Origin of the sequence: Paramagnetospirillum caucaseum (assembly GCF_000342045.1) — a bacterium.
GTDB lineage: Bacteria > Pseudomonadota > Alphaproteobacteria > Rhodospirillales > Magnetospirillaceae > Phaeospirillum > Phaeospirillum caucaseum.
In genome coordinates this window covers 1-26557 of sequence record NZ_AONQ01000013.1, presented here as the reverse complement: position 1 = coordinate 26557, position 26557 = coordinate 1, and the positions used below count along the sequence as shown (strand labels likewise).

Here is a 26557-nt window from a genome sequence, read left to right as displayed (position 1 = left end):
CGGCATGACCGACAGCCGCCGCGCCGAGGCCGGTTCCGATTCCGAGGAACAGGCCAGGCTGCACTTCTTCAAGGGCAACGAGCTTTATCTGGTACGCCGGTTCAAGGAGGCGTCGGAGGAGTTCCGGGCCGCCCTCCGCCACAAGTCGGGGCATCCCCGCAGCCTCTACAACCTCGCCATGTCCGAGCTGGGGCTGGATCATCTGGAGGAAGCGGAATCCCTGCTCCGCCAGGCCATCGCCGCCGACCCGGACTATCGGGAGGCCCACGGGAACCTGATCCTTCTGTACAAGAGACTCGACGATTACGCGGCGGCGGAGCAATGCCTGGAGCGCGCCCGGGCCAAGTGGCCGGACGATCCCAACATCATCAGGATGGCCGAAGGCTTCCAGCGCGAGGCCTTCGCCCGGCAGGCCGAGGCGAGGCGCAAGCAGCTGACCGCCTATCTGGCCAGGGAATCCGGCATGAAGGTCCTGAACGGACCGTTCGCCGGCATGCTCGTCAACGACAAGACGTCGTGGGGCGACGGCGATATCGCGTCACGGATTCTGGGGTGCTACGAAGAGGAACTGAACGACGCGCTGGAACGGGCCATCGCCCGCTCTCCCTCCGTCGTCGTCAATGTCGGCTGCGCCGAGGGCCACTTCGCCATCGGACTGGCGCGGCGCCTCCCGGACAGCACAGTCTTCGCCCACGACATCTCCGACGACGCCCGCCGGCTGTGCCGGGAAACCGCCGAGGCCAACGGCGTCGCCGGTCATGTGACCATCGACGCCGCCTGCACCCATGAGATCCTGCGCCGGCATCTGGCCGGACGGGACCGGGCCCTGGCCGTATTGGATTGCGAGGGGGCGGAACTGTACCTTCTCGACCCGGCGGCGGTTCCCGAACTGGAATGCTGCGACCTGATCATCGAGTGTCACGACTTCCTGGACAGGACGATCACCCCCACCCTCTTCGACCGCTTTTCCCGGACCCACGACGTGGAAAAGGTGGTGGAGGCCGGGCGCAATCCCAACAAATACCCCCTGCTGCACCACATGCACTCCTCCGACAGATGGCTCGTGGTCAGCGAGGGACGCCCGGAATTCATGCATTGGCTGGTCTGCTGGTCGAAGCGGTGAGCGGCCGGAATGCGGCCGGCCCGCCCCCGCCCGACGAGTCCAAAAATTTCGCCGCGCCGCCCGGAGTTTTTCAATAGCTGCGCCGTCGCGCTTGCCTTCGGCGGCGGGCGCCCGTAAACTTCCGCGCTTCGTTGGAAGACCCGATACAGGTCGCTGGAAATACGTACCCCCATGGCAGAGTTCCCCACCGATATCGCCGCGATGAGCTTCGAAGAGGCCCTGGCCGAACTGGACCTCATCGTGCGCCGGCTGGAGGAAGGCAAGGGCCGTCTGGATGATTCCATCGTCGCCTACGAGCGTGGCGCGCTGCTGAAGAAGCATTGCGAGGCCAAGCTGGAAGAGGCGCGGACCAAGGTCGAGCGGATCGTGTCGGGTCCCGATGGCAGTGTGGCCCTTCAGGCCGTCGATAACGCGTGATCCATGAAAGCCGAGTGAACCATTGACTGATTCTCCCATGTCTCCGCGCCTCACCGAGGCTCTGACCGTCGTCAGCCAGGCCGTCAATTCCGAGCTGGACCGCCTGTTGCCGGTTTCCGAATCGCCTGATTCCCGTGTTCACGAGGCCATGCGCTATGCCTCCCTGGACGGCGGCAAGCGGCTGCGCCCCTTCCTGGTGATGCAGTCGGCCAGCCTGTTCAACGTGGCGGAAAGCGCCGCCATCCGCGTCGCCTGCGCCATCGAGATGATCCACTGCTACTCGCTGGTCCACGACGACCTGCCCTGCATGGACGACGACGATTTGCGCCGCGGGCGCCCCACCTGCCACAAGGCGTTCGACGAGGCCACCGCCCTGCTGGCCGGCGACGCCCTGCTGACCAAGGCGTTCGAGGTGCTGGTCAATCCCGCCACCCACGCCGACCCGGTGGTGCGCTGCGAGCTGGTGGCCGATCTGGCCCACGCCTCGGGCGGCCAGGGCATGGTCGGCGGCCAGATGATCGACCTGCAGGCCCACACCCTGGAACTGGACGTGGCGGGCATCACCCGCCTGCAGCAGTTGAAGACCGGCCGCCTGTTCTCGTTCTCGTGCGAGGCCGGCGCCGTGCTGGGCAAGGCCCATGGCGAACTGCGTCTGGCGCTCCGCAATTACGCCCATGACCTGGGTCTGGCCTTCCAGATCGCCGACGACATCCTGGATGTGGAAGGCGACGTGGCCGAGGTGGGCAAGCGCCTCAACAAGGATGCCGATGCCGGCAAGGCGACCTTCGTGTCGCTGCTCGGCCTCGAGCGCGCCAAGTCCCAGGCGGACATGCTGGCCGAACAGGCCTGCCGCCATCTCGATCCCTTCGGCGAGAAGGCCGACCTGATGCGCGACGTCGCCCGCTTCGTCGTTCGCCGCCGTTCGTGAGGTCCAAGGAATGACTAAGCCCAAGGCGTCCCTGCTCGACCGCGTCTCCAGCCCGGCCGATATCCGCGACTTCTCCATCGAGGAACTGGAGCAGCTGACCCACGAGGTCCGCCAGGAAATGATCCAGTCGGTCTCGTTCACCGGCGGCCATCTGGGCGCCGGCCTGGGCGTCGCCGAGCTGACCGTGGCGCTCCACCACATCTTCGACACGCCGCGCGACCGGCTGATCTGGGACGTGGGCCATCAGGCCTATCCCCACAAGATCCTCACCGGCCGCCGCCACCGCATGCGCACCATGCGCCAGGGCGGCGGGCTGTCGGGCTTCACCCGGCGATCGGAGAGCGAGTACGACCCCTTCGGCGCCGGCCATTCCTCCACCTCCATCTCGGCGGCGCTGGGCATGGCGGTGGCCCGCGACCTCAAGGGCGCCACCAATAACGTCATCGCGGTGATCGGCGACGGCGCCATGAGCGCCGGCCAGGCCTACGAGGCCATGAACAACGCCGGGGCGGCGGGCTCGCGCCTGATCGTCATCCTCAACGACAACGACATGTCCATCGCCCCGCCGGTGGGCGCGCTCTCCGCCCATCTGTCGCGCCTGCTGTCGTCGCCGTCCTACCACTCGCTGCGCCATCTGGTGAAGGATCTGGCGCACCTGCTGCGCCCCCCCTCGAGCGGGCCATGGGCCGCGCCGAGGAATACGCCCGCGGCATGGTCTCGGGCGGCGGCACCCTGTTCGAGGAACTGGGCTTCTATTACGTCGGCCCCATCGACGGCCACAATTTCGAGCACCTGCTGCCGGTGCTGAAGAACGTCCGCGATTCCGACGAAACCCGGCCGGTGCTGCTGCACGTGGTGACCAAGAAGGGCCGCGGCTACCCGCCGGCCGAGGCCGCCGCCGACAAGTATCACGGCGTCGGCCGCTTCGACGTGCTGACCGGCCAGTTGGAGAAGCCCAAGGCCAATGCGCCCAGCTACACCTCGGTGTTCTCCAAGGCGCTGATCGCCGAGGCCGAGGTGGACGATCGCGTGGTCGCCATCACCGCCGCCATGCCGGCGGGCACCGGTCTGGATAAGTTCGGCGACCGCTTTCCGGCGCGGACCTTCGACGTCGGCATCGCCGAGCAGCATGCGGTGACCTTCGCCGGCGGCCTGGCCACCGAAGGCTTCAAGCCGTTCTGCGCCATCTATTCGTCGTTCCTGCAGCGCGCCTACGATCAGGTGCAGCACGACGTGGTGCTGCAGAAGCTGCCCGTGCGCTTCGCCATCGACCGCGCCGGTCTGGTGGGCGCCGACGGCGCCACCCATGCCGGTTCCTACGACATGGCCTTCCTGGGCTGCCTGCCCGACATCGTCATCATGTGCCCCGCCGACGAGGCCGAGCTGATGCACGCCGTCGCCACCGCCGTCGCCATCGACGACCGTCCCTCCGCCTTCCGCTATCCGCGCGGCGAGGGCGTCGGCATCGAACTGCCCGAACGCGGCTCGGTGATGCCCATCGGCAAGGGCCGCATGGTGCGGGAAGGCAACCGGGTGGCCATCCTGTCGCTCGGCACCCGTCTGGCCGAGGTGCTGAAGGCCGCCGACGAACTGACGGCGCGCGGCCTCGCCCCCACCGTGGTGGACGCCCGCTTCATGAAGCCGTTGGACGAGGAGCTGATCCTCCGTCTGGCGCGCGAGCACGAGGTGCTGATCACCGTCGAGGAAGGCTCGGTCGGCGGCTTCGCCAGCCATGTGCTGCACCTGCTGGCCAGCAAGGGCGCCCTGGACCGCGGCCTCAAGGTCCGTCCGCTGGCCCTGCCCGACGTGTTCGTCGAACACGACGCCCCGGCCATCCAGTACGAGAAGATCGGCCTCAACGCCTCGGGCATCGTCGCCACCGTGCTGACCACCCTGGGCCAGGCCCGCGAAGCGGTCAGCGCCTGACAATATACACATATCTGTACGTAGTATTGCGGCGCCGCTCGATATCGAGCGGCGCCGTCTTGTATATGGATTGAATTACAGTGAATCAGTGATATCATATATGTAACATTCGAGTTCTGAGGAATGCCGTCATGGAATTGGAAAAACTTCAGGAAAGCGCCCGCCGGGCCAGCGCGTTGCTGAAGGCCATGAGCAACGAGCACCGCCTGATGATCCTCTGTCAGCTGCTTCCCGGCGAAAAGTCGGTGGGCGAGCTGGAACGCATCATCGGCCTCAGCCAGTCGGCGCTGTCCCAGCATCTGGCCCGCCTGCGCCGCGACTCTCTGGTCACCACAAGACGCCAGGCCCAGACCATCTTCTATTCCCTGGCCGGCATCGAGGCCCGCGCGGTGATCGACACCCTGTACGGGCTGTACTGCAAGCCGGAAGGCGTGGCCTGCGCGGGGTGACATCGGGGCTTGCGCCCCGATCCCCCATTGGGAGGCACAGCCTCCCAATGCCTCCAGTCTATTGAAACTCAGACCCGGCGATAGCGCCAGACCCCGTCTTCCTCCAGACTCCGCGCCACGCTGCCCAGCTTCATCAGGTGATGGAGATGGGCCAGGGTCTCGCCGGTGGCGAAGCCCAGCTGATGGGCGTCCAGGGGACGGGTGAACAGCACCCTCAGCACCTGCACCGCCGTGGACGGCTGGGCACAGGCCTCCAGGGTCTTGTCCAGGCGCTCGGCATGGTGGGCCTTGAGGTCGTCGATGCGGGTATGCAATCCCCGGAACGGCAGGCCGTGGGAGGGCAGAACCAGGGTCTCCGCCGGCAACTGGCGCAGACGGTCCAGGGCGTCGAGGAACAGGGACAGCGGCTCGGATTCCGGCTGCTGCGGCCAGACGCCGACGATGGGCGAGATGCGCGGCAGCACCTGATCGCCGGAGATCAGCAACCCGGCCTCCTCGCAATACAGGCAGGCATGCTCGGGGGAATGGCCGCCGCCCTCGATCACCCGCCATGTGCGGCCGCCGATGGACAGCGTGTCGCCGTGGCGGATACCGATGACCCGCACCGGCATCACGCCGATGCGCGAACGATAGGTGTTGCGGCGCTCCTTGACGCCCTCCAGCTGCTCGGCATCCAGGCCGATGCGGGTGTAGTAGCGCAGCTGGTTGGCGACGAAATCGGCGCTGTCCTCCAGCCACAGCATGCGGCCGAACAGCCATTCGCGCATCATGGCGGTGAGATCCACGTCCAGTCGGTCGCACAGCCAGCCGGCGAGGCCCATGTGGTCGGGATGGAAATGGGTGGCGACCAGCCGGTTGACCGCCCTGCCCTTCAGCGGCCCGGCGAAGATCTCCTCCCACAGGGCCTTGGTGGCGTCGTTGCCCAGGCCGGTATCCACCAGCACCACACCCTCGCCGTCGTCGAGAACCCACAGATTGATGTGGTCGAGGGCGAAGGGCAGCGGCATGCGAATCCACCGCACCCCCGGCGCCACCTCCAGCAATTGCGCGGCTTCCGGCGGCTCGGCCAGAGGATGGATCAGGGTCGAACGGCTCACGGCAAGACTCTCCGGGTTAATTCGGTAAGTCTTTGCATATTTGATGCGGTGCGGCAAGTTTCAAGCGGCGGTGTCGGTTCGCATCATGGATGGCGGTGAAATTCCCCAACCGCCGTCGACAAAGGTGCGTCAGACCATGTTCGCCGGGTCCACCCAGGCCTCGAACTGCTCCGCCGTGACATAGCCCGTCGCCAGGGCCGCCTGACGCAGGGTCAGGCCGTCGCCGTGGGCGCGCTTGGCGATCTCTGCGGCGCGGTCATAGCCGATATGGGGCGCCAGGGCGGTCACCAGCATCAGCGACTGATCCAGCAATTGGCCGATACGCTGGCGGTTGGCGGTGATGCCGCGCACGCAGTGGCGCTCGAAGCTCGCCATGCCGTCGGCCATCAGACGGAGGCTTTGCAGGACATTGTGGGCGATCAGCGGCTTGAAGACGTTCAGCTCGAAATTGCCCGAGGCGCCGCCCAGGGTGACGGCCACGTCGTTGCCCATGACCTGGCAGCAGGCCATGGTCAAGGCCTCGCATTGGGTGGGGTTGACCTTGCCGGGCATGATCGAGCTGCCGGGCTCGTTCTCCGGCAGGCTGATCTCGCCCAGCCCCGAGCGGGGGCCGGAGGCCAGCCAGCGGATGTCGTTGGCGATCTTCATCAACGCCACCGCCAGGGTCTTGATGGCGCCATGGGCGGCCACCAGTCCGTCATGGGCGGCCAGGGCGGCGAATTTGTTTTCGGCCGACCTGAACGCCAGACCGCAGGTTCGCGCCAGCTCCGCCGCGACGCGGGCGCCGAATTCCGGGTGGGTGTTGAGCCCGGTCCCCACAGCGGTACCGCCGATGGCCAGCGGATACAGCGACGGCAGCACCCCGTTCAGCACCGCTTCGGCGTGGTCCAGTTGCGCCACGTAGCCGGAGAACTCCTGCCCCAGGGTCAGCGGCGTGGCATCCTGCAGATGGGTGCGGCCGATCTTGACGATGGCGGCGAACTCGCCGGCCAGCCCCGCCAGGGTGGTCCGCAGGCCGGCGAGCGACGGCAACAGGGCGCCGGTCATGGCCATGGCGGCGGCCACGTGCATGGCGGTGGGAAAGACGTCGTTGGAGGATTGCCCCAGATTAACGTGGTCATTGGCGTGCACGCGACGGTTCAGGCCGCGCTCGCCCCCCAGGATTTCCGAGGCGCGGTTGGCCAGCACCTCGTTGATGTTCATGTTGGTCTGGGTGCCGGAGCCGGTCTGCCAGACCGACAGGGGGAATTCCTGCTCATGCCGGCCGGACAGCACCTCCTGCGCAGCGGCGGCGATGGCGTCGGCCGTGTCGGCGGCCAGCAGGCCCAGCCCGGCATTGACCCGGGCACAGGCGCCCTTCACCCGAGCCAGGGCGAGGATCATCTCGGTCGGCATGCGTTCGCCGGAGATGGCGAAATAGTCCAGCGAGCGTTGGGTCTGGGCTCCCCATATACGGGGCTCCGGCACCTGGATGATGCCGAAGGAATCCTTTTCCGGCCGGGTGATGTTCATGGGCTGCTCCTCTCCTGGACGACCGCCGCAATACGCAAGGAGGCTATCATGCCCCATGATCATCCGGCGCGTTGCGGAAACTCCCTTCGTGGCCGTCCCTTCCGTCCAGGTGGATCATTTCGGCAAGGGGGCGTCCCTGGGGCTCAGACGAATGACAAGCTTCCTCGCCTCTTCGGCCAGCAGCAGCAGCGCGGCGAACAGGCCGGCCCGCAGCCAGTCGGCCGCCGCCAGCGGAACGGTGGCGAACAGGGTGTTGCCGAGCGGCGAATAAACCAGGGCGGCGATCAGGGCGCCCTCGAAAATCAGTCCGGCGGGGATCAGGCGGTTGGTTCCGGGGCTCGGCCGGAACGCCGAGAGGTCATGGCTGCGGCAGGCGAACAGGTTGGCCATCTGCATGACCACCACGGTGGCGAGGCAGGCGGTGGTGGCCCGCAGATAAAGCGCCGAATCCACTGGAAGCTCCCGGCCCCAGGACCAGCCGCCTCCGGTGAGGACCAGGAAGAACGCCGCCATGGCGCCCGCCGCCTGCAGCGGACCGAGGAAACCGTAGGCGCGGGCCAGCAGGGCGCTGTCGATCAGGCGCTCGCCGCGGGCGCGTGGCGGGCGGGTCATCACGCCGGCCCGGGGGCGCTCCACCGCCAGGGCCAGGGCCGGCACCATGTCGGTGCCCAGGTCGATGGCCAGGATTTGCACCACCGTCAGGGCCAGGGGCACGTTGAACACGGCGAACAGCAGATAGGGCACCATCTCGGGAATGTTGGAGGTCAGGATATAGGTCAGGAACTTGCGGATATTGTCGAACACCGCGCGGCCTTCCTCGATGGCGGCGACGATGCTGGCGAAGTTATCGTCCAACAGGACCATGTCGGCGGCCTGGCGCGCCACGTCGGTGCCCGAGGCCCCCATGGCGATGCCGATATCGGCCTGTTTGAGGGCCGGCGCGTCGTTGACGCCGTCACCGGTAACCGCCACCACTTCGCCCTTGGCCTGCAATGCATCGACGATGCGCCATTTCTGATCGGCGCGGGTCCGGGCGAAGATGATCTCGGGGGCGTCCAGCGCCAGTTGCAGCTGGGTCTTGGACATGCGCTGCAGGTGATCTCCGACGATGATGCGCGGGTGGCGCCGCGTGACCAGCCCCACCTGCCGGGCGACCGCCTCGGCGGTGCGGGGATGGTCGCCGGTCACCATGATCACCTTGATGCCGGCCCCCCGGCAGCGGGCCACCGCGTCGGGAACCTCGGGGCGCGGCGGGTCCTGCAGCCCGATCAGGCCCAGCAGCACCAGATCCTGTTCCCACAACTCCTTGGCGGTGCCGGGCGCCATCTCCCGGCGGGCCAGGGCCAGCACCCGCATGCCCGCCTCGGCCATATCGATCTCGGCCTGCAGCAGGGCCTTGCGGTCGGTCTCGGCGATGCTTCGGACACCATCGGAATCGGCGACCCGGCCGCAGAGCGGCAGCAACGCCTCCAGCGCCCCCTTCACATGCAGCACCGCGCCGCTCTCGCCGGCATACAGCAGGGCCATGCGGCGGCGGGTGGAATCGAAGGAAATACCGTCGAGGGGCTCGCCGGCGGGCATGCCTCCGGCCAGTTCCACCAGGGCGATCTCGGTGGGGTCGCCCACCAATTGCCGATCCACCACATCCAGGGTCTGGCACAGGGCGGCGGTCTCCAGGGCCAGCTTTCCGGCCAGGCCGGCATCGGCGACGGCATCGGCCTCCATCAGGCGTCCGGCCATGAAGACCTGCCTGGCCCGCATGCGGTTCTCGGTCAGGGTGCCGGTCTTGTCGGTGCAGATGACGGTGGCCGAGCCCAGGGTCTCGACGCCGGTCAGCTTGCGCACCAGCACGTTCTTGCGGGCCAGCCGCCGGCTGGCCATGGCCAGGGCCAGGGTGACGGTGGGCAACAGCCCCTCGGGCACATTGGCGACCATCAGCCCGATGGCGAAGATCGAGGCATGCCAGATGTCCATGCCGCCGCTCATGCCGATGGCGAAGAACGCCACGCCGCTGCCCATCGCCAACACGGTGATGATGCGCGACAACCGCAGGACCTCCTTTTGCAGCGGCGAGGCCTGCTGGCCGGCGGTCTGGGTCAGGTGGGCGATGGCACCCAGCATGGTGCGCATGCCGGTGGCGAACACCACCGCCTCGGCCTCGCCGGCGGCGATATCGGCTCCGGCCGGCAGGACGTTGCGGGCGGCGCCGAGCTCGGCATGGGGGTCGGCATCGGCATCCCTGACCACCGGCACCGATTCCCCGGTGATGGACGCCAGATTGACCTGCACGCCCATGGAGCGCACGACGCGGCAATCGGCCGGCACCGCGTTGCCTTCCTCCAGCACCACCACGTCGCCCGGCACCAGCTGGGTGGCCGGGACCTCGACCAGTTCGCCGCCGCGCCGCGCCTTGATCTTGAGCGGCAACAGCAGGATCAGGGATTCCAAGGCCCGTTCGCTGCGATATTCCTGGAAGAACGAGAAGCTGCCGTTGATGGCGATCACCAGGATGATGGCGATGCCCAGCGTGCCCATGCCCTGCCCGGGCTGGAAAGTCTCGGCGAAAAAGGCCAGGGCCGCCGCCAGCCACAGCACCACCGCGAACAGATGGGTGAACTGGCGGGCAAAACGCAGCGGCAGGGATTCCGGGGCAATCCGTTCGACCTGGTTGATTCCGTACTCCGCCAGACGCCGCGCCGCCTCGGCGGCGGAAAGCCCCTCGGGTCCGGTGACCAGGGCGTCGTAGACGGCATCGACGGGCAGGTCCTGGATACGCATGGCGTTTCCCCCCGTGGGGCTATCCGGCGACGCCTTCCTCGAACGTCAGGAGAATCAATGGCCTGTTACTGGCTCCGCAAACGATTCGCCGGCCACTGAGCCGCATCTGGCGGTTGTCCAGCAAGAAGCCGTCGAAGCTCTGCTGGTTGGGCAGGACGGTTTCGAGCAGGTCCCGCAGCGCCGGGGTATCCCACGTATGGTTTTCCAGGGCGTAGACCGACCGTCCCCGCGTCTCGGCCGGCGAGGCCTTGAAGCCGCGATAGAACGCATTGTTGGCGAAGATGACGGTGAAGGCGCCGTCCAGCACCAGCATGGGCCTGTCCACGACATCGGCAATGCTCTCGGCGATGTCGTGGCCCTCCTGCTCGGCCTGTTCGGCGGCCACGCGGGCGCTGACGTTGGCGAAGGTGATCACCACGCCGTCGATGACGTTGTCCAGGGTGCGGTAGGGCTGGATGCGGGTCAGGTACCAGTCGCCGCCGGTGGTGCGCACCTCCCGCTCGTAGGGGATCAGGGTTTCGATCACCGTTTGCGCCTTGCTCAGCAGGTCCTCGTCGTCCAGGTCGGATTTGATGTCGCCCAAGGGACGCCCGACATCGGTATTGACCAGGCGGTAGACCTTGGCCGCCTCGCGGGTGAAGCGGCGGATGGCCAGGCGGTCGTCGAGGAAGATGGTGCCGACATTGATATTGTCGAGCAGGTTCTTCATGTCGTTCTGCATGCCGGCCAATTGCTCGATCTTGGCCTGCAGTTCGGCGTTGACGGTGATCAGCTCCTCGTTGACCGATTGCAGCTCCTCCTTGGAGGTTTCCAGCTCCTCGTTGGTGGATTGCAGTTCCTCGTTGGTGGATTGCATCTCTTCGTTGGCGGATTTCAGTTCCTCGTTGGAGGATTGCTGCTCCTCGATGGTGGCCTGGAGGTTTTCCCTTGTATAGGCCAGGTCGCGCTCCAGTTCCTCGGTGCGCTGGCGGTCGATGGAGCCGGTGGCGCGCCGGCGGCGGGCCGGCTTGCCGGAAGAGAGAGCGGGCAGTTCCTGGAAGCTGACCAGAACCAGTCCCAGGCCGGGCTCGGGGTCCGGCAGCGGCCTGACCCCCAGGCTGACCCGGCGGACCTCGGCGCCGACCATGAACGACACGTCCCGCTCCAGGGTCGGCGTGCCGTGGCTGACCGCCTGGCCCAGCGCCGTCCGCAATTCAAGCTGCAAGCCTTCGTGGGCCATCTCGACGGCGTTGAGGGTGGCCTGCCCGGGCGGCGGCCGCAGATAGCGGCTGGTGTCGCCGTGGACATAGAGAATGTCACCCTTGCAATCGGTCATCACCGAGACCGGGGCGAAGGACTGGACCAGCGCCCGGCGGGTCAGTTCGGCGATATTGGTTTCCTTGGTCTTGGTCATCACTTCCACGGGGGGGCTGCGGGTGGCGCCGGTGGCCCAGGACAGGCCGCTGGCCATCATGGCGCGGGTCGAGGCGATGGACGGGGCCGTCCGGTACAACTTCCACTTCCGGCTGAGCGGGGAAAACAGCTCGGTATGGCCGCCGATGCTCTCGGACGGCGACAGGAACAGTACGCCCCCGGTCTTCAGGGCATAGTGGAAGGCCGGAATCAGGCGGTTCTGCAACTCGGCTTCCAGATAGATCATCAGGTTGCGGCAGCTGACCAGATCCATCCTGGTGAAGGGCGGGTCCTTGATGACGTTCTGGATGGCGAACACCACCATCTCGCGGATTTCCTTTTTCACCCGGTAGCCGCTGTCTTCCTTGATAAAGAAGCGGCGCAGCCGCTCGGGCGAAACATCCTGGGTGATGTTGGGGGGGTAGAAGCCGGTGCGCGCCGTGGCGATGGCGTCATCGTCGAGGTCGGTGCTGTAGAGCTGGACCCTCAACTCCTGGCCGGATTCCTCCATGACCTCGCGCAGCACCATGGCGATGGAGTAGGCTTCCTCGCCGGTGGCGCAGCCGGCGACCCACAGGCGGACCACGTAATCGTCGGGCTTGTCGGCGAGAATCTGCGGCAGGACGTCCTTTTTCAGGATCGCGAAGGCTTCGGAGTCGCGGAAAAAGCTGGTGACGTTGATCAGCAGTTCCTTGAACAGAATCAGGATCTCAGCCGGATGTCCCTTGAGGTAGCGGGCGTAGAGTTCGATGTCCTCGATGTCGTGCTGGGCCATCCGCCGCTCGATGCGCCGGCCGATGGTGCTTTTCTTGTAGCCGGAGAAGTCGTGGCCGGTGCCCGAGCGCAACAGCATCATGATCTGGTTCATGCCGCCGATGGTCGCCGGGGTGGGGGCTGTTTCCTTGACGATCCCCTGGCGGCGCCATTTGGCCTGCAAGACGCCGGGCATCAGTTCGGGCGCCAGGACATGGGTGGCGAAGCCGGCATGGATGGCGCTGATCGGCATGCCGTCGTATTGGGCGGTGGCCGGGTCCTGCACCAGACTGACGCCGCCGCCTCCCAGAATGGCGCGCAGGCCCAGGGTCCCGTCCGAACCGGTGCCCGACAGGATGATGCCGACGGCGTTCTCGCCCCGGTCCTCGGCCAGCGAACGCAGGAAGGCGTCGATGGGCATGCGCTGGCCGCGCGGCCGTTCCGGCAGGCTGAGTTGCAGACGGCCCTGGAACAGGGTCATGTCGCGATTGGGTGGGATGACGTGGACCCGGTTGGCTTCCACCACCATCTGGTCGGTGGCCTCGACCACCGGCATGGTGGTGGTCCGCTGCAGGATCTCGGTAAGGATGCTGGTGTGACTGGGGTCGAGATGGGAGACCAGCACGAAGCCCATGCCGGTATCGGCGGGCAGATTGCGGAAGAAGGTCTCGAACGCCTCCAGCCCGCCGGCTGACGCTCCTAGCCCGACAATGGACAGTTCGGCGGCGGGGGGCTTGGGCAAGGCTTTGCTCGTCACCAGAAAGACTCCTGAACCCTGGCGGGATTGGGCGCCCTTGACGTGCGGCGTCAGGGGTCCGGTGCCGTGAAGAAGAACGTGCAGCCTGCCCCGGGATTGGCCTCCACCCAGATGCGGCCGCCGTGATGTTCGACGATCTTCTTGCACACGGCAAGACCGATACCGGTGCCGCTGTACTGGTCGCGGGTATGGAGGCGGCGGAAAACGGCGAAAATCTGCTCGAAATAGGCCGGATCGATCCCGATGCCGTTGTCGGTGACCGAAAACACCCATTGGTGCCCGTCGCGCCGGGCGGCGATGGCGATCTTCGGCGGGCAGGCTGGATCGCGGTACTTCACGGCGTTGCCGATCAGGTTCTGCATCAGGCGGATGAATTGGTGGCGGTCGTAGACGATACCGGGCAGGCCGGCATGGTCCACCTTGGCCCCGGCCTCGGCCATGGATTGGGACAGGCCGAACAGAGCTTCGGCCACGGCCTCGCCGCTGCCGAAGGATTCCTGCTTCCCCCCCATGCGGTCGACCCGCGAGAATTCCAGCAGATCGGTGACCATGGCCTGCATCCTGGCTCCGCCCTCGACCATGAAGCCGATGAAGGCATGGGCGTCATTGTCCAGCCGGTCGTGGTATTTCTTCTCCAGCAACTGGCCGTAGCTGACGACCATGCGCAGCGGTTCCTGCAGGTCGTGGGATGCCACGTAGGCGAACTGCTCCAGATCATGATTCGAGGTCCGCAGCCTCTCGTTGGCCCGCAGCAGCGCCTCGCGGGTCGTGGCCAGTTCCGCTTCGGCCCGCTTGCGCGCGGTGATATCGGCCAGGGCGACGCGCAGGACCGGGGCCGCCTCCAGCCCCTGCAGCAGGCAATCGAGGTGGCCGGCAAATTCGCTGCCGTCGCCCCGCAATAGGGCCAGTTCGCATTCGTGCCGGCCGGGGTGGTGCAGGGCATACACCAGATGCCTGTGCCAGCGATCGGTGTCGGCGGCAGCGATGAAGGCGTCGAAGCGCCGGGAAATCACCTTGGTGCGCTCCGTTCCCAGCATGGAGGCGCCGGTCAGGTTGATCTCGGTGATTACGCCGGTGTTGGACAGGATCAGGTAGCCGACCGGGGCGAACTCGTAGAGATCCACATAACGGTCGCGGGATTCCTCCAGCGCCAATTGGGTCCGCCGCAATTCGTCGTTCTGCATCTCCAGTTCAGCCTGGTGGACGCGAAGCTCGTGGAGAAGGCGTTCGGGGGACGGCGATACGTCCCCGCCGGGGTCCTGGATCATCAAAGGCCCCTTCCACCCAAGGACATCACCGGCATAACCTCATGCCATGGGATAAAAGAATATACCATTCAGGGTATAAATTATATGCGAGAAACACCAATCCCAGCGCTTGCCGTCTTTCCGGCAACCGCCTCGATTCTGCGGCCGGCGCTCCCGAGTGTCGCCCGAATATCGCGGCTTGCGGCGGTCGATCTCCGCCGCAGGGCCGCCGATACATGGTCGGCGGCATCCAGAACGATATTTGCGGCCAAACCGGATTCGGGGCGGCAGGCCTCGGAGCATTCCCCCAAGGCATCGGCGGCGCGTCCGGCAGCCTCCTGCGTCTTCAAGGATAGCGTCACCGCCAGGATGTGAATCTCCTCCAAGGCGGCATTGCCGGTTGCTTCCAGCCTGGCGGTTCCGGCATCCGCTTCGTGCCGGAGGGCCTGATCCGGGTGCGATGGCGCGGCATCGGCAATGCTCCGCAACCTCGCCTCAAGGGACAAGGCCTGGGCCGACAGGCGGGCGCAGGCCTTGGAGCACAGCGCGCCGATACGCTCGGCGGCCGCATCCACCTCGCCATGAAAGCCGGATTCCAGCAGATGGGCAGCGGCGATCCGGTCATAACCCTTGCGGGCATGGAGCCCGGCAATCAGCTGAGTAAGACTGGACATCGGATTCTTCCGCTTCTTTCACAGTGTCAGCGGGCCCCTGACCGCTTCAGCCGACCAAGGCTTTACCTAATAATACACCATGGATTGAAAAACAAAAATCCGCACAAATCATTACAATGGCTACCCATAAGCCGGTATATTCACTCAAATTGATTTGATAAATCCAAATTAATATGAGGCGGTGATTTGCAATATTACTGTATGACATTATATATCAATTGCCGGAGACCGATACGCCGGCGGAGGACGAGAAAATGAGCAATCAACTCCCCAAAGCTCCCTTTGAACTGAAGGAATGGATGGTTCCGCCGGTCCTCGTCCCACTTGCCCTGATTATCATGATCGCGCTCTGGAGCGTGTTGCGCCCCCATGTCGGTTGAGCGGCAACAGGAGTATCGGACATGACCGTCAACATGATGACCTTTCCCATCTCCCCCGGGATCGATGGGATGAACAGGCTGGCCGTGTTCCTCAACACCTCGCATCCGTCGGGAGACTGGCATTTCGGCCGGGGCACCCGCTTCGATCAAGGCATGGTGAGCATCGACTTCGACGATCCCGCCGATCTGGCTCCGGTCTGGCGGAGCTATTGCAGCACCCGGACGTCCTAGCCGGAGGAAAGGGAGGGGAGGGCCATGTCAGACAGCACGTCGTTCCAACTCAGCCGGATCTACGCCGGGGGATGGGGCGTGGGACGGCAATACGCCGATTCCGATCCGGCCGATATGGACGGGGAGGCCGACCGTCTCAACCCCTACCTGCTGCCGGTGGAGCGGGAACGCTGGGGCCAGGGATTCAGGGATGCGGTATCCCGTGTCCGGAACACGCCGGTGCGGTCCCGTGACCGCCTGATGCGAACAGGAGAATAGAGATGGCCAAGGGACAAAAGCGTAGCGGCCGCGAGCCGAAAAAACCCAAATCGGCGGTGAAGAAGATTCCCGAGGCGGTGTCGGTGTTCAGCGACGACAGCCGGATGGGCAAGAAGGCGCCCCGCCCCGCCGGCCCGCCGGCGGCAAAGCCGGATTGAGGCCGGCGGCGTTCAGTCGGCCTCCTGCCGCGGGACGGCACCGGTCAGGTGCCGTTCGGCGAACGCCTTCATGGACAATCCGATGATCCAGTCGGAAATGACCATGGGAATGCGCGATGGCGCCAGGAACGGAAAACTGCGCACGAACGGCACCAGGGTGGACACGCCACCCGACAGGATGCCCTTGACCAGCAGGCGGGCGACGATGCCGACCCGTTGGCGCATGGAATAGCCGCTGCCGTAGACCGGGACGCGCAGATGCACCGCCTTGTTGCGGATGCGCCGCCCGATCTCCGGGCCGGTGAGCAGGCGGCCGTAAAGGGTCTGGTAGGCGGCGGCCATGGCCTCGGCGCTCATGCATTTCGGCACGATGTTGGTGGTCAGGCAGGTGTTGTCCGAATGCCTTTCCATGGGCCGCAGGCGGCCCTCCTTCTGCATCCGCTCGTGCAGCGGGGTACGCGGTAACGCCATGAGCAGGCCGATCATCGCCGACTGGATGCCCGCCTCGGTGATGAAGCGGTACTGGTGCTCGAAGGTGTCCAGGGTATCGTGGTCGAAGCCGATGATAAAGCCGCCCAGCACGTCGATGCCGTGGGCGTAGATGCGCCGCACCGCCGTCAGGGTGTCTTCCCGCAGATTCTGGGTCTTGCCGGTTTCCTTCAGGCCGACGGGATCGGTCGTCTCGATGCCGATGAACACCCAGCCGAAATTGGCGGCGCGGAACAGATTCAGCAATTCGTCGTCCTGGGCCATGTTGAGCGACGCCTCGGTGCCGAAGCTGAACATGTAGCCGTGCCGCTGCTGGTAGGCGGCCAGGAAGCGCAGCAATTCCTTGGCTTCCTTCGGATTGCCGATCAGGTTGTCGTCCACGAAGAACACGCTGCGGGCGCCGAAGCGGCGCAACTGGTCCAGTTCCCGCCCGATCTGGTCCAGGCCCTTGACCCGCGGACGGCGCCCGAACATCACGATGATGTCGCAGAACTCGCAACGGAACGGACACCCGCGCGAGAACTGGATGGTGACGTTGGAATAGGCGTCCAGCCGGAGCAGGTCGTAGCGGGGAACCGGCGAATCGGCCAGCGCCACCGTTCCGGTCTCGTGGTAGAGGGGCTTGGGCGTTCCCGCCTCGAAGTCGCGGCAGAATTCCTTCCAGACATATTCGGCCTCGCCGGCCACCACCGTATGGGCCATCGGGACGTAATCGTCGTGACACAGGGAGGCGTAGCTGCCCCCCGCCACCACGTAATGCCCCTGGTCGCGGTAATGGTCCAGCAATTCGCGCTGACGGGCGAACTGGACACCCATGCCGCACACCCCGACGATGTCGGCGGTGGTGGCATGGGGAATCTCCTCGATATTCTCGTCGACGATCTCGACCCGCCAATGGGCGGGGCACAGGGCCGCCAGCGTCGCCAGGCCGAGGGGCGGATTGACCGCCCGCTTACCCGGCAGCACCTGATCGATGGCCCAGCGGAAGCTCCAGAAGCTTTCGGGGAATTTTGGATTGATCAGCAGCAGATGCATGAAGCGATCTTTCCCGGATAGCAGATCGCCGGGACGGCCCAACATGGTAGCGCATCGGTGGGATGGAACAATTCCGCCCCGCCCTTAGCGACACTACCCGAAACTTGGTAGCGCCGGTTTCAGGAGGGAATGAGCCCCTCATGGATGGCATAGCGGGTCAGGTCGGCGGTGCAGTTTATCCCGAGCTTCTGCTTGATGTTGCGGCGGTGGACCTCCACCGTCCCGACCGTGATGCCGAGGCTGGCGGCGATCTCGGCGGAACGCTTGCCGCCGGCCAGCAGGCTCAGCACCTCCCGCTCGCGCTTGCCGAGGACGCTGGGCGGCGGCGCCACGGCGCCTTGGTCGGGCTGGATGCGGCGGAGCATGACCTGGGTCGCTTCGGGCGAAAGAAAGCTGCGCCCGCCCGCCACGGTGCGGATGGCCGACACCAGTTCGTCGGCTCCGGACGACTTGACCACATAGCCGTGGGCTCCGGCCTTCAGCATCTCCTCGATATAGATGCGGTCGGCGAAGCCCGACAGCGCGACGATGCGCAAGGACGGATGTTGCCTGATCGCCATACGGGCCACCTCGATACCGTTGAGGTCCGGCAGGCCGATGTCGAGGACCAGGACGTCCGGGCAGGCCCACTCGAGGGAGGCCAGGGTATCGGCGCCGGAACTGGCCTCGGCGACGATCTCCACGTCCGGCTCGGCCTCCAGCGGGATGCGGAGCGCCTCGCGGAACATGCGGTGGTCGTCGGCAAGCATCACCCGGATGGTCATGGCGCCCGCTCCGGCGACTCGAGGGGGATTTCGAGGATGACGGTGGTGCCGTCGCCCGGGCTGGTCTTGACGCCCATGGTTCCCCCAAGGAAGGCGGTGCGCTCGTGAACGCTGGGCAGGCCGAAACCCTTGCCGTCCATCACCGTCCCCCGCCAATTGCCGATACCGCTTCCCTTGTCCTCGACGATCAGTCTCAACTGGCGGCCGATAGTGCGGATTTCGACGCGCGCGGCGGCGGTTCCCGCGTGCTTGGCGACGTTGATCAGCAACTCGCGCACCGCCCGGAACAGGATGGCCGCCTGGGACTGGGTCAGGGGCTTGGGGGCGCCGTCATCATCCACACTGACCGTCAGCCCGTAGACCCGCTCCATCTCGGCGGCCAGCCACGACAGGGCCGGCACCAGCCCCAGGTCCATCAGGGCCGGCGGGCTGAGCTTGGAGGTCAGCGAGCGCACTTCACGGCTGGCCTCGGCGAGCAGACCGCTCAACTCGTCGATCTGGGAGGTGACGCCGCTGCCCGCCGCCACGCCCTTCGCCAGGGTCCCCAGCTTGATCCGGGCCACATGCAGCGTCTGTCCCAGGCCGTCATGCAGATCGGTGGCGATGGCGTGGCGCTCCCGTTGCTCGGTCAGCATTTCCTCGACGGCCAGTTGGCGCAGGTGTTCCATCTGCAGGACGGCGCGCTGCTCCGCCTCGGCCTGCTTGCGCGCGGTGATGTCGGTCAGCGCGATGCGGAGGCTGGAATCCTGGGCGTCTCCGGCGATGCGCACGCAATCCAGCTGGGCGTGGAAACTCCGTCCGTCATGACGCACCAGGGAGAGTTCGACGCTTCGCCGCGTCTTGTCGGCGTCGCGCATCACCGACATGAGAAAGCGGTGCCAGCAATCGCAGTCCTCCACCGCCACCAGGGCGCTGAAGCGCGTTTGCCACAGCCCGATCCGATCCATCCCCAGGAGGGTCGTGGCGGTCAGGTTGATATCCTGGATCAGGCCGTTGCCGGACAGGGTGACATAGCCGACCGGAGCGAAATCATAGAGATCGACATAGCGGTCGCGGGATTCCTCCAGGGCCAGTTGAGCCCGGCGCAACTCCTCGTTCTGCATCTCCAGTTCGATCTGATGGACGCGGAGTTCATGGAGGAGCCGTTCGGCCGAGGGAAGCACATCGGCAAGAGGATGTCTCGCCACTTCCGCTTCGCCATGCCTTGGCGGAGAGGATGAGCGAGAGGGCTTTCTCGCCCTGAGAGGGACGGGCTCTGAAGTCGCGGCCATGGGACTACCCCCCCGCAGCTCCCCGGAAGGAGTTCCTGGCGATATAATTTATCACCATTACGACTTTATCATGGACGAGTCGCAAATATCGACGGTTATAGGCGTAAACGGCATTGCATTCCGGGAAGCGCAGAACTGCTCGGGGAGGCGGGCTGAACTTCGGGAGGAGTGACCGGGAGGCCACACCCTTGCCCCATGGATACGCTCAACGTTCCCGGAACGCCTGGGACGCCGCCAGTTGGATCGGCTTGAGCAGGTATTGCAGGATGGTCTTCTCGCCGGTGACCACGTCGGCCTGCACCGTCATGCCGGGCAGGATGCGGTTACGCTCCGGATCGTCGCCCACATGGCTCTTGGCCAGGGCCACCACCCCCTTGTAGTAGGGCAGCTTGTCCTCGTCGAGGAAGGTGGAGGGTGAAATCTGGGTCAGAACGCCGTCGACCGCGCCGAAACGGGCGAAGTCGTAGCTGGAGACCTTGATGCGCACCGGCTGGCCGGGTTGCACATGCCCCACGTCGCGGGGCTGGATCTGGTTCTCCACCAGCAGGGTGTCGTCCACCGGGACGATCTTGGTGACCAGCCCGCCCTGGGGAATCACCGCGCCGGGGCTGGCGACGCTCAGTTCCTGGACGATGCCGCGCACCGGGGCGACCAGGGCCAGCCGCTGCACCCGGTCCTCCAGCTTGGCCCGCGTCTCGCGCAGCTGGGCCAGCTCGGCGCCGGCGGTGCCCATTTCGGTCAAGGCGTCCTGGGCCAGCTTGCTGCGCTGGTCCTGCAGGCGCGATTCCGCCTCGGAAAGCGCCTCGCGCGAGGTGCGGATCTGGGCCAACAGCCTGGAACGCTCGCCCTTGAGGCGTTCGGACTCCCGCTTGATGATCAGGAACGACACCTGGGAATTCAACCCCTTGGCCAGCAGGTCCTCGCGGATGCGCACCTCGCGCTCCACCAGCTTGAGCTGCTCGCCCAGGGCGGCATGCTGGCCTTCGTACTGGCTGATCTCGGAGCGGCGTTGGGCGATCTGGGTCGCCAGGACGGCCACGCCGGCGCCGCGGGAGGCTTCCTGCGCCTTGAAGATGGTGTTCTGGTCGCTGACCTGGGAATCACCCATTCCGCCGCCGGCATGGGAGAAATCCGGGCCGCGCCCCTCGGCGAAGGCGCGCAGGCGCTCGGAACGCAATTCCAGGCCGGCCTCGCGCACCTTGATCTGCTCCAGTTCCGCCACCGCCTGGGCGGGATCGAGGCGCAGCAGCACCTCGCCCCTCTCGACAAGCTGCCCCTCGCGCACCAGGACCTCGGCGACGATGCCGCCCTCCAGGTGCTGGATGGGGCGGATCTGGCTGGAGGGCACCACCTGCCCGCTGGTGGCGGCCACTTCCTTGACCGGGGTGACGGCGCTCCAGCCCAGCAGCGCCAGCACCGTCAGGATGGTGGTCAGCACCGAGGCCCGTGCCAGCGGGCCGACGCCGCCCTCCTCGAACACCACCGCATGGGCGAGGTGGCGGCGGAAATGGTCGATGCTCTCGTAATCGTTCAGCTCGAGCGCCGTTTCCGCCGTTTCGGGATAGAGGCGGGTCAGCGAGAGCATCAGGAGGCTGAGGCCGATGAACCAGCCGAAGGCGCCCCAGCGGGCGGCGTCGGCGGCCATGGCCGGGCTGCCCAGGAAGGCCAGTTCCACCAGCCCCCGCACCCCCAGGATGCCGGCCAGGGCGCCGGCCGCGAACAGACGGGTGCCCCCCATGGGACGCTGCAGCAGGGCCGAGACCGCGCCCATGCGCCGGCCGATCAGCCACAGGCCGCCGAATCCCATGACCATCAGCCAGCAGGACTGAAGGACCGGCAGCCAACCGTCCGGCCCGAACCAGGCTCCCGCCGCCATCAGGACCGGGCCAAGCGCCAGCCAGCCCATCAGCCGGACCCAGCGATCCAGGCGAATCCCCAGCAACTCGTAGGCGAACGCCGCCGCCGCCGGGATGGCGACGGCCCAGGCCAGCCCGCCCCACGCCCCCAATCCCAGGCGGTTGCCGCCGCCGGGAACGGCGAACAGGCCGAGCGCGATGCTGACCAGCAGGGCCAGTTCCAGGGCGGTGCGGGCGAAATCGACCCGGCGGCGCAGCAGCAGGTAGCCCAGCAGGATGGCGGCCTGGAGCGCGCCGAGCAGGGGAAGGCTGTCCAACAGGGTCATGGCTTTGCTCTCCATTGCTCTATCCCGCCAGCTTGGCCCGGACCTCGGAGGCCGGACCCGAGATGCGGATCGCCCCCTTGTCCAGGACAAGGATCTGGTCGGCCAGCGACAGATGGCTGGGACGGTGGGTCACCAGGAAGATGGTGGCCAGCCCCCGGGTCCACTCGATGAACTCGCGGAACTTGCGGTCGCCCTCGGAATCCAGGCCGGTCACCGGCTCGTCCAGCAGGATGATCGGGCTGCGCTTCAGATAGGCGCGGGCCAGGGACAGGCCCTGGGCCAGGGCGCCGGGAATCAGGTTGTTGCGGGCGTCGCCCACCCTGGTGTCCAGACCGGAGGGAAGATCAGACACCTCATCGCGCACGCCCGCCATCTCCAGGGCGTGCCAAAGATCGTCCTCGCTGGCGTTGGGATGGGCCAGACGCAGATTCTGGGCGATGGAGCCGAACAGCAGCTCCGGCACCTGGGGGGCGTAGGCGATGGCCTTGCGCAGGGCCACGGGATCGAGCTGGCGGATATCCATGTCGTCGATCACCACGTTGCCCGCCTGCGGCTGGTACAGGCCGGCGATCAGCTTCAGAAGGGTCGACTTGCCCGCGCCGTCGGGACCGACCACCGCGATCACCTCTCCGGGATTGGCCTGGAAGGAAACGCCCAGCAGAGCCGGGTCGGCATCGCTGGAATAGCGGATGGACACCCGCGAGAAGGTCACCGCCCCCTTCAGCCGCAGGGCGGTGCTGCCCAGGGGGCGCTCCTCGGATTCGGTCTTGAGCGCCATCAGGTTCTCCACCTGCCGGATGGTGCCGCGGGCCTGTTCCAGACGCTGCAGCAGCCAGAAGCCGGCATGCATGGGGGCAAGCACCCGCCAGACCACCATCATGGCGGCGATCAGGGCGCCGGCGCTCATCCGCCCGGCCAGGACCTGATGCACCGCCACCGTCATGGTGGCGATTCCGGCGGCGATGACCATGGCCTGGGACAGGGCGGCCAGCCCCCCCGACAGGGCGGCGGCATGGCGGCCGGCCATGGCGGCGTCGGCGGAATAGGCGCGGAAGCGCTGCTCCCAGATATCCTGCAACCCGTCGGAATGCAGCGACCGCATCTTGGTCAGGGTCTCGACGATGAATTCCTGCCGCTGGTTGCCGGTGCGGGCCATGTCGGCCACCCGGGCGCGGACCAGGGGCATCAGGCCGACCAGGATCAGCAGGAACGCCCCCAGGGCGACCACCGGAACCAGGGCCACCGGCCCTCCGAGAACGAACAGCACCACCACGTAGAGGAAGACGAAGGGAAAATCGAGCAGGGCCACCGCCAGCCCCTCGGTGAACAGGGTGCGGAAACTTTCCAGCTCCCGGAAGCGGGCCAGCTGGCCGGCGATTCCCACCCGCTCGGTCATCTGCAGCGGCAGGGCCAGGGTGCGCTCGAACACCATGGCCGAGGTGATGAAGCTGAGCCGGACCCCCATATAGGCGTTGGCCCGGCTGCGCAGTTCCTGCAACACATGCTCGGCGACGATGACGATGCCGACACCGCCCAGGATGCCGATCAGCATCCGCGCGTCGCCGCTGCCGACGACCTTGTCGTAGACCGACATGGTGAACAGCGGCACGCCCAGCGACAGGACATTGATCAGCAGGCTTTGCGCCAGGATGGCCCAGATCAGCCCCCGGAACCGCTCCATCAGAGTCTGGAACCAGCGCCCGGGCTTGGGGCCGGCGGCGGCGTCGATGGCCGCGAAGAAGTAGGCGACGCCCCATAGCCGGCCATGGGGCACCTTCCGGGTGGCGCCATCGGCGCCGTCATAGACGGAGACGTGGTCGTGGGCGGCGTCCAGCAGCACCATGGGGGCTCCGTCCGCCGCCATGAACAGGCAGGGCAGCAGCCGCGGCTCCACCGGCTCGCCGCTCATGGCGATGGAGGAACTGCCGAATCCCAGATTGGCCATGACGTTGCGGAACGACACGATGTCCAGCTTGGACTGGATGTGCGGCATGGCCTCGGCGAGGCGGCGGGGATCGGTGCACCACCGCATGGCCTCCAGCAAAGGCACCAGGCAGCGCCCCAGGGGAGAGGCCTGCTTCAGGCCGCGCAGGAAATCCGCATCGGCGAGCGAGGCCGGCTCACCCTCGTCCTCGGCCGACAGGGAGGCGAGGATCATCGGCCCCATCATGGCGGCGGCGGCGGCGGCGGAATTGTCCGCCACCGGCCGCAGGGATTCGTGGCCCGCCGGGCACAGGCGCCCGTCGGCCAGTTCGAAGCTGCGGTCGGCCAGATTGAGCAAGGACGGGCGCGACGAGACCAGGACGATGGTCACCTTGCCCTTCAGGCGCTCCAGCATGTCGCGCAACGCCTGATTGCCGGCCCCGTCGACGGCGGTGTTGGCCTCGTCGAACAGGATGATGTTGGGCCGGCTGGCCAGGATGCGGCCGATGGCGATCAGCTGGCGGATGCCGCGCGGCAGGGAATCCTGCGGGCCGCTGGCCACGGGGGTGGAATATCCCAGGGGCAGCCGCGCGACGAAGCGCTCGATCCCCAGTTCGCGGGCCACCTCGCGGGCCGCCTCGATGCGGTCCGGGTCGAAGCTGGACAGATTCTCCAGGATGGTGCCGCGATACAGCTCGGTCCGCTGGGCGATGTAGCCGATCCGGGCGCGGCAGCTGCCGGGGGCGTGCGCCGCCAGATCGTGGCCGTCCACGCGGACCGAACCGGCGGTCGGGGCCTCCAGCCCCCCCATCAGGGCCAGCAGGCTGCTCTTGCCGGTGCCGCTGTCGCCGGTGATGCCGATCATCTCGCCGGGCGCGATGGCCAGATCGAGGCCGGCAATGACCTCGATGCCGGTGCCGTAGCGGAGGTGGAGGCCGGAAAGGGTCATTTCCCCGGACACCGGCGGCAGCGGAGGCTTGCCGCCGGCCTCATCGTCATCGCCCAACAGACTTTCCAGCCGCTCCTCGGCCAGGCGGGCGGCCTGGAACCGCGTCCAGCGGTCCAGCGCCAGCTGGATGGGCTGGGTCGCCCGCCCGGCCAGCAGCGAACAGGCCGCCAGCACGCCCGTGGACATGTCGCCCTCGATGACCAGCAGGCTGCCCAGGGCCACCACCAGGATGGTGGTCAGGCTGGAGAACAGCCGGCCCAGCGCCGCCGTCTTCTGGGACAGGTCGGCGGAATGGAATTCGGCCTGGGCGCTGCTTTCCTGCAGCCGGTCGTGGCGGCGCTGCAATTGCGCCTCCATGGCCAGGGACTTCACCGTCTGGATGGCGGACAGCACCTCCAGGATGAAGTTGTTGCGGCTCTGATCGAACAGCATGCGGCGCTTCAGCAGCACGCGCAGCCGATGGCCGGAGACGATGCCCACCACCACCATGGCCGCCAGCAGGGCCACCGGAACCAGCGCCAGCCAGCCGCCGAACACCGCCAGGAGGCCGAGGAACAGGAGGGCGAAGGGAATGTCGAAGATCGTCACGAAGGCCTGGCCGGCGTAGAAATCCCTCAGCCGCCCGATGGCGTTCATGGTCTCGAGATGGGCGCCGGCGCCGCTCGTCTCGAAGCTGTTCAACGGCGAGCGCAGCAGCGAGCGGAATACCCGGCTCGACGCCATGTGCTCGAAACGCCCGGCGGTCCAGGCGGTGATCGCCGAACGGGCCATGCGCAGGACCATCTCCAGCGTCACCGCCACGACGATCCCCGCCACCAGCGCCCCCAGGGTATCCACCGCCGCGTTGGGCAGGATGCGGTCGTAGACCTGCAGCAGGATCAGGGGAAGGGCCAGGCCCAGCAGGTTGAGGACGATGGTCGCCGCCATCAGGTCGGCGAAACAGCGCCGAAGTCCCGACATGTCCAGAATCGAGGCGGGCGGCGTCACCAGGGCGCGCCAGAACCTCTTCAGCTCCTGGCGGAACCAGCGGGGCGGCAGGCTGCGCCGGGCCAGCGAGCGGACCTGGCGGACCCAAGGCAGCCCCCTGCGCCGCGGAGGCTTCGCTCCCCCGGCGTCCATCGTCCCGTGCCGACCCTTATCCAAGACGCCCCATCAGTAGATGATCTTTTCCACACCATCCAGGTGGATGACCGAGTTGTCGCCGAACCGGATATCGCCTTGAATTCCCTGGGTATCCACGTATTCGTGCGATCCGGCGGGCAGCGGCTGCTCCACCCCGTTGATCAGCAGCTGGAAATTCTGCCCCACCGCCGAGATATCGAGCGTATCCGCCCCGCCGCCACCATAGACGAAATCGGCCAGGGTGCCACCCGATCCGGCGGGAAAATCCGAGGCGCGGAACACCAGCAGATCGTCGCCGCCGCCACCGTTCAGCGTATCGGACCCGCCGCCGCCGGTCAGGGTGTTGGCGCCCCCGTCGCCGGTCAGCAGATCGTTGCCGACGCCGCCGGTCAGATTTTCGATCCCCGCCAGAATGTCGCCCGCCGCGTCGCCACCGCTCTGGGCGGTGGCGCGGGTGAGGTCCACGTTCACCGCCGCGGCCGAGGCCGAGTAATCGGCGGTGTCGGCGCCGTCGCCGCCGGTCAGGCGGTCCGAACCGGCTCCGCCGGCCAGGATGTCGTCGCCCGCCCCGCCCGACAGAGTGTCGTTGCCCGCCGCGCCGCTCAGCCGGTTGGCGCCCGCGTCGCCGGTCAGGATGTCGGCGGCGTTGCCGCCCAGCAGGTTCTCGATGCCGCTCAGCACGTCGCCGGCCGCCTCGCCGCCCGAGGCGCTGCCGGTGCCCAGGTTGACGGTGACCGCCGTC

General features: G+C 66.9%; 20 protein-coding genes and 1 pseudogene. 9 read left to right on the top strand and 12 right to left on the bottom strand.

The genetic code is table 11. The features are described 5' to 3' along the window. The first annotated feature begins 4 nt into the window (after positions 1-4). The 5 genes and pseudogenes from H261_RS06550 (at position 5) to H261_RS06530 (ending at position 4843) form a co-directional block, all read left to right on the top strand. Entirely contained in the window at positions 5-1123 is a 1119-nt protein-coding gene (locus tag H261_RS06550; protein ID WP_008615653.1) for a tetratricopeptide repeat protein, read from the top strand. A gap of 171 nt (positions 1124-1294) precedes the next feature. After that, entirely contained in the window at positions 1295-1540 is a 246-nt protein-coding gene (locus H261_RS06545) for an exodeoxyribonuclease VII small subunit (RefSeq protein WP_008615652.1), read from the top strand. A gap of 37 nt (positions 1541-1577) precedes the next feature. Beyond that, the gene (locus H261_RS06540; RefSeq protein ID WP_008615651.1) at positions 1578-2468 is read left to right on the top strand and encodes a polyprenyl synthetase family protein; all 891 of its coding nucleotides are present in this window, start codon (positions 1578-1580) and stop codon (positions 2466-2468) included. 10 nt (positions 2469-2478) lie between these two features. Continuing rightward, a pseudogene (dxs, locus tag H261_RS06535) lies at positions 2479-4394 on the top strand (1-deoxy-D-xylulose-5-phosphate synthase). A gap of 131 nt (positions 4395-4525) precedes the next feature. Beyond that, a complete protein-coding gene (locus tag H261_RS06530; protein WP_008615650.1) occupies positions 4526-4843 on the top strand; it encodes an ArsR/SmtB family transcription factor in 318 nt (105 codons plus the stop codon). 68 nt (positions 4844-4911) lie between these two features. Here the strand turns inward: H261_RS06530 and H261_RS06525 are convergent, their stop codons facing one another. From H261_RS06525 to H261_RS06500, 6 genes are all read right to left on the bottom strand, one after another. Further along, positions 4912-5940 (bottom strand): MBL fold metallo-hydrolase, encoded by a 1029-nt coding sequence (locus H261_RS06525; RefSeq protein ID WP_008615649.1) that lies wholly within the window; start codon positions 5938-5940, stop codon positions 4912-4914. Positions 5941-6069: 129 nt separating this feature from the next. Next, positions 6070-7452: a class II fumarate hydratase gene (gene fumC / locus H261_RS06520; RefSeq protein WP_008615648.1), complete on the bottom strand. Its 1383-nt coding sequence runs from the start codon at positions 7450-7452 to the stop codon at positions 6070-6072. Between the two features lie 114 nt (positions 7453-7566). After that, positions 7567-10230 (bottom strand): cation-translocating P-type ATPase, encoded by a 2664-nt coding sequence (locus H261_RS06515; RefSeq protein ID WP_008615647.1) that lies wholly within the window; start codon positions 10228-10230, stop codon positions 7567-7569. Between the two features lie 19 nt (positions 10231-10249). Next, the gene (locus tag H261_RS06510) at positions 10250-13132 is read right to left on the bottom strand and encodes a chemotaxis protein CheB (protein ID WP_152426741.1); all 2883 of its coding nucleotides are present in this window, start codon (positions 13130-13132) and stop codon (positions 10250-10252) included. 50 nt (positions 13133-13182) lie between these two features. Next, positions 13183-14400 carry a sensor histidine kinase gene (locus H261_RS06505; protein ID WP_008615645.1) on the bottom strand — a complete coding sequence of 406 codons (1218 nt, stop codon included), beginning with the start codon at positions 14398-14400 and terminating at the stop codon, positions 13183-13185. Positions 14401-14480: 80 nt separating this feature from the next. Continuing rightward, on the bottom strand, positions 14481-15053 hold the full coding sequence (locus H261_RS06500) for a hypothetical protein (RefSeq protein WP_008615644.1): 573 nt from the start codon (positions 15051-15053) through the stop codon (positions 14481-14483). Between the two features lie 254 nt (positions 15054-15307). On the opposite strand from H261_RS06500, the gene H261_RS26490 reads away from it, so the two are divergent. The 4 genes from H261_RS26490 to H261_RS25740 are packed head-to-tail and all read left to right on the top strand — an operon-like array spanning position 15308 to position 16080. Beyond that, a complete protein-coding gene (locus H261_RS26490) occupies positions 15308-15433 on the top strand; it encodes a hypothetical protein (RefSeq protein WP_268743947.1) in 126 nt (41 codons plus the stop codon). A 21-nt stretch (positions 15434-15454) separates the two neighbouring features. After that, a complete protein-coding gene (locus H261_RS06495) occupies positions 15455-15664 on the top strand; it encodes a hypothetical protein (protein WP_008615643.1) in 210 nt (69 codons plus the stop codon). A gap of 24 nt (positions 15665-15688) precedes the next feature. Continuing rightward, positions 15689-15922, top strand: coding sequence for a hypothetical protein (locus H261_RS25745; protein ID WP_008615642.1), 234 nt, complete (start codon positions 15689-15691; stop codon positions 15920-15922). Between the two features lie 2 nt (positions 15923-15924). Further along, on the top strand, positions 15925-16080 hold the full coding sequence (locus tag H261_RS25740) for a hypothetical protein (protein ID WP_008615641.1): 156 nt from the start codon (positions 15925-15927) through the stop codon (positions 16078-16080). Between the two features lie 12 nt (positions 16081-16092). On the opposite strand, the gene H261_RS06490 is transcribed toward H261_RS25740, so the two are convergent. The 6 genes from H261_RS06490 to H261_RS26485 all read right to left on the bottom strand — a co-directional run. Further along, complete coding sequence (locus H261_RS06490; protein ID WP_008615640.1) at positions 16093-17604, bottom strand: radical SAM protein; 1512 nt, start codon at positions 17602-17604, stop codon at positions 16093-16095. A gap of 119 nt (positions 17605-17723) precedes the next feature. Next, entirely contained in the window at positions 17724-18368 is a 645-nt protein-coding gene (locus tag H261_RS06485; protein ID WP_008615639.1) for a response regulator, read from the bottom strand. Continuing rightward, entirely contained in the window at positions 18365-19555 is a 1191-nt protein-coding gene (locus H261_RS23255; protein WP_161625009.1) for a PAS domain-containing sensor histidine kinase, read from the bottom strand. The genes H261_RS06485 and H261_RS23255 overlap by 4 nt, the downstream gene beginning before the upstream one ends. Positions 19556-19844: 289 nt before the next feature. After that, positions 19845-21821 (bottom strand): HlyD family type I secretion periplasmic adaptor subunit, encoded by a 1977-nt coding sequence (locus H261_RS06470; RefSeq protein ID WP_152426740.1) that lies wholly within the window; start codon positions 21819-21821, stop codon positions 19845-19847. A 19-nt stretch (positions 21822-21840) separates the two neighbouring features. Beyond that, positions 21841-25812, bottom strand: a complete 3972-nt coding sequence (locus H261_RS23250; protein WP_008615636.1) for a peptidase domain-containing ABC transporter — start codon at positions 25810-25812, stop codon at positions 21841-21843. Positions 25813-25845: 33 nt separating this feature from the next. Then, positions 25846-26557: calcium-binding protein (locus tag H261_RS26485; protein ID WP_008615635.1), on the bottom strand; the 712-nt coding region annotated here is incomplete at its 5' end.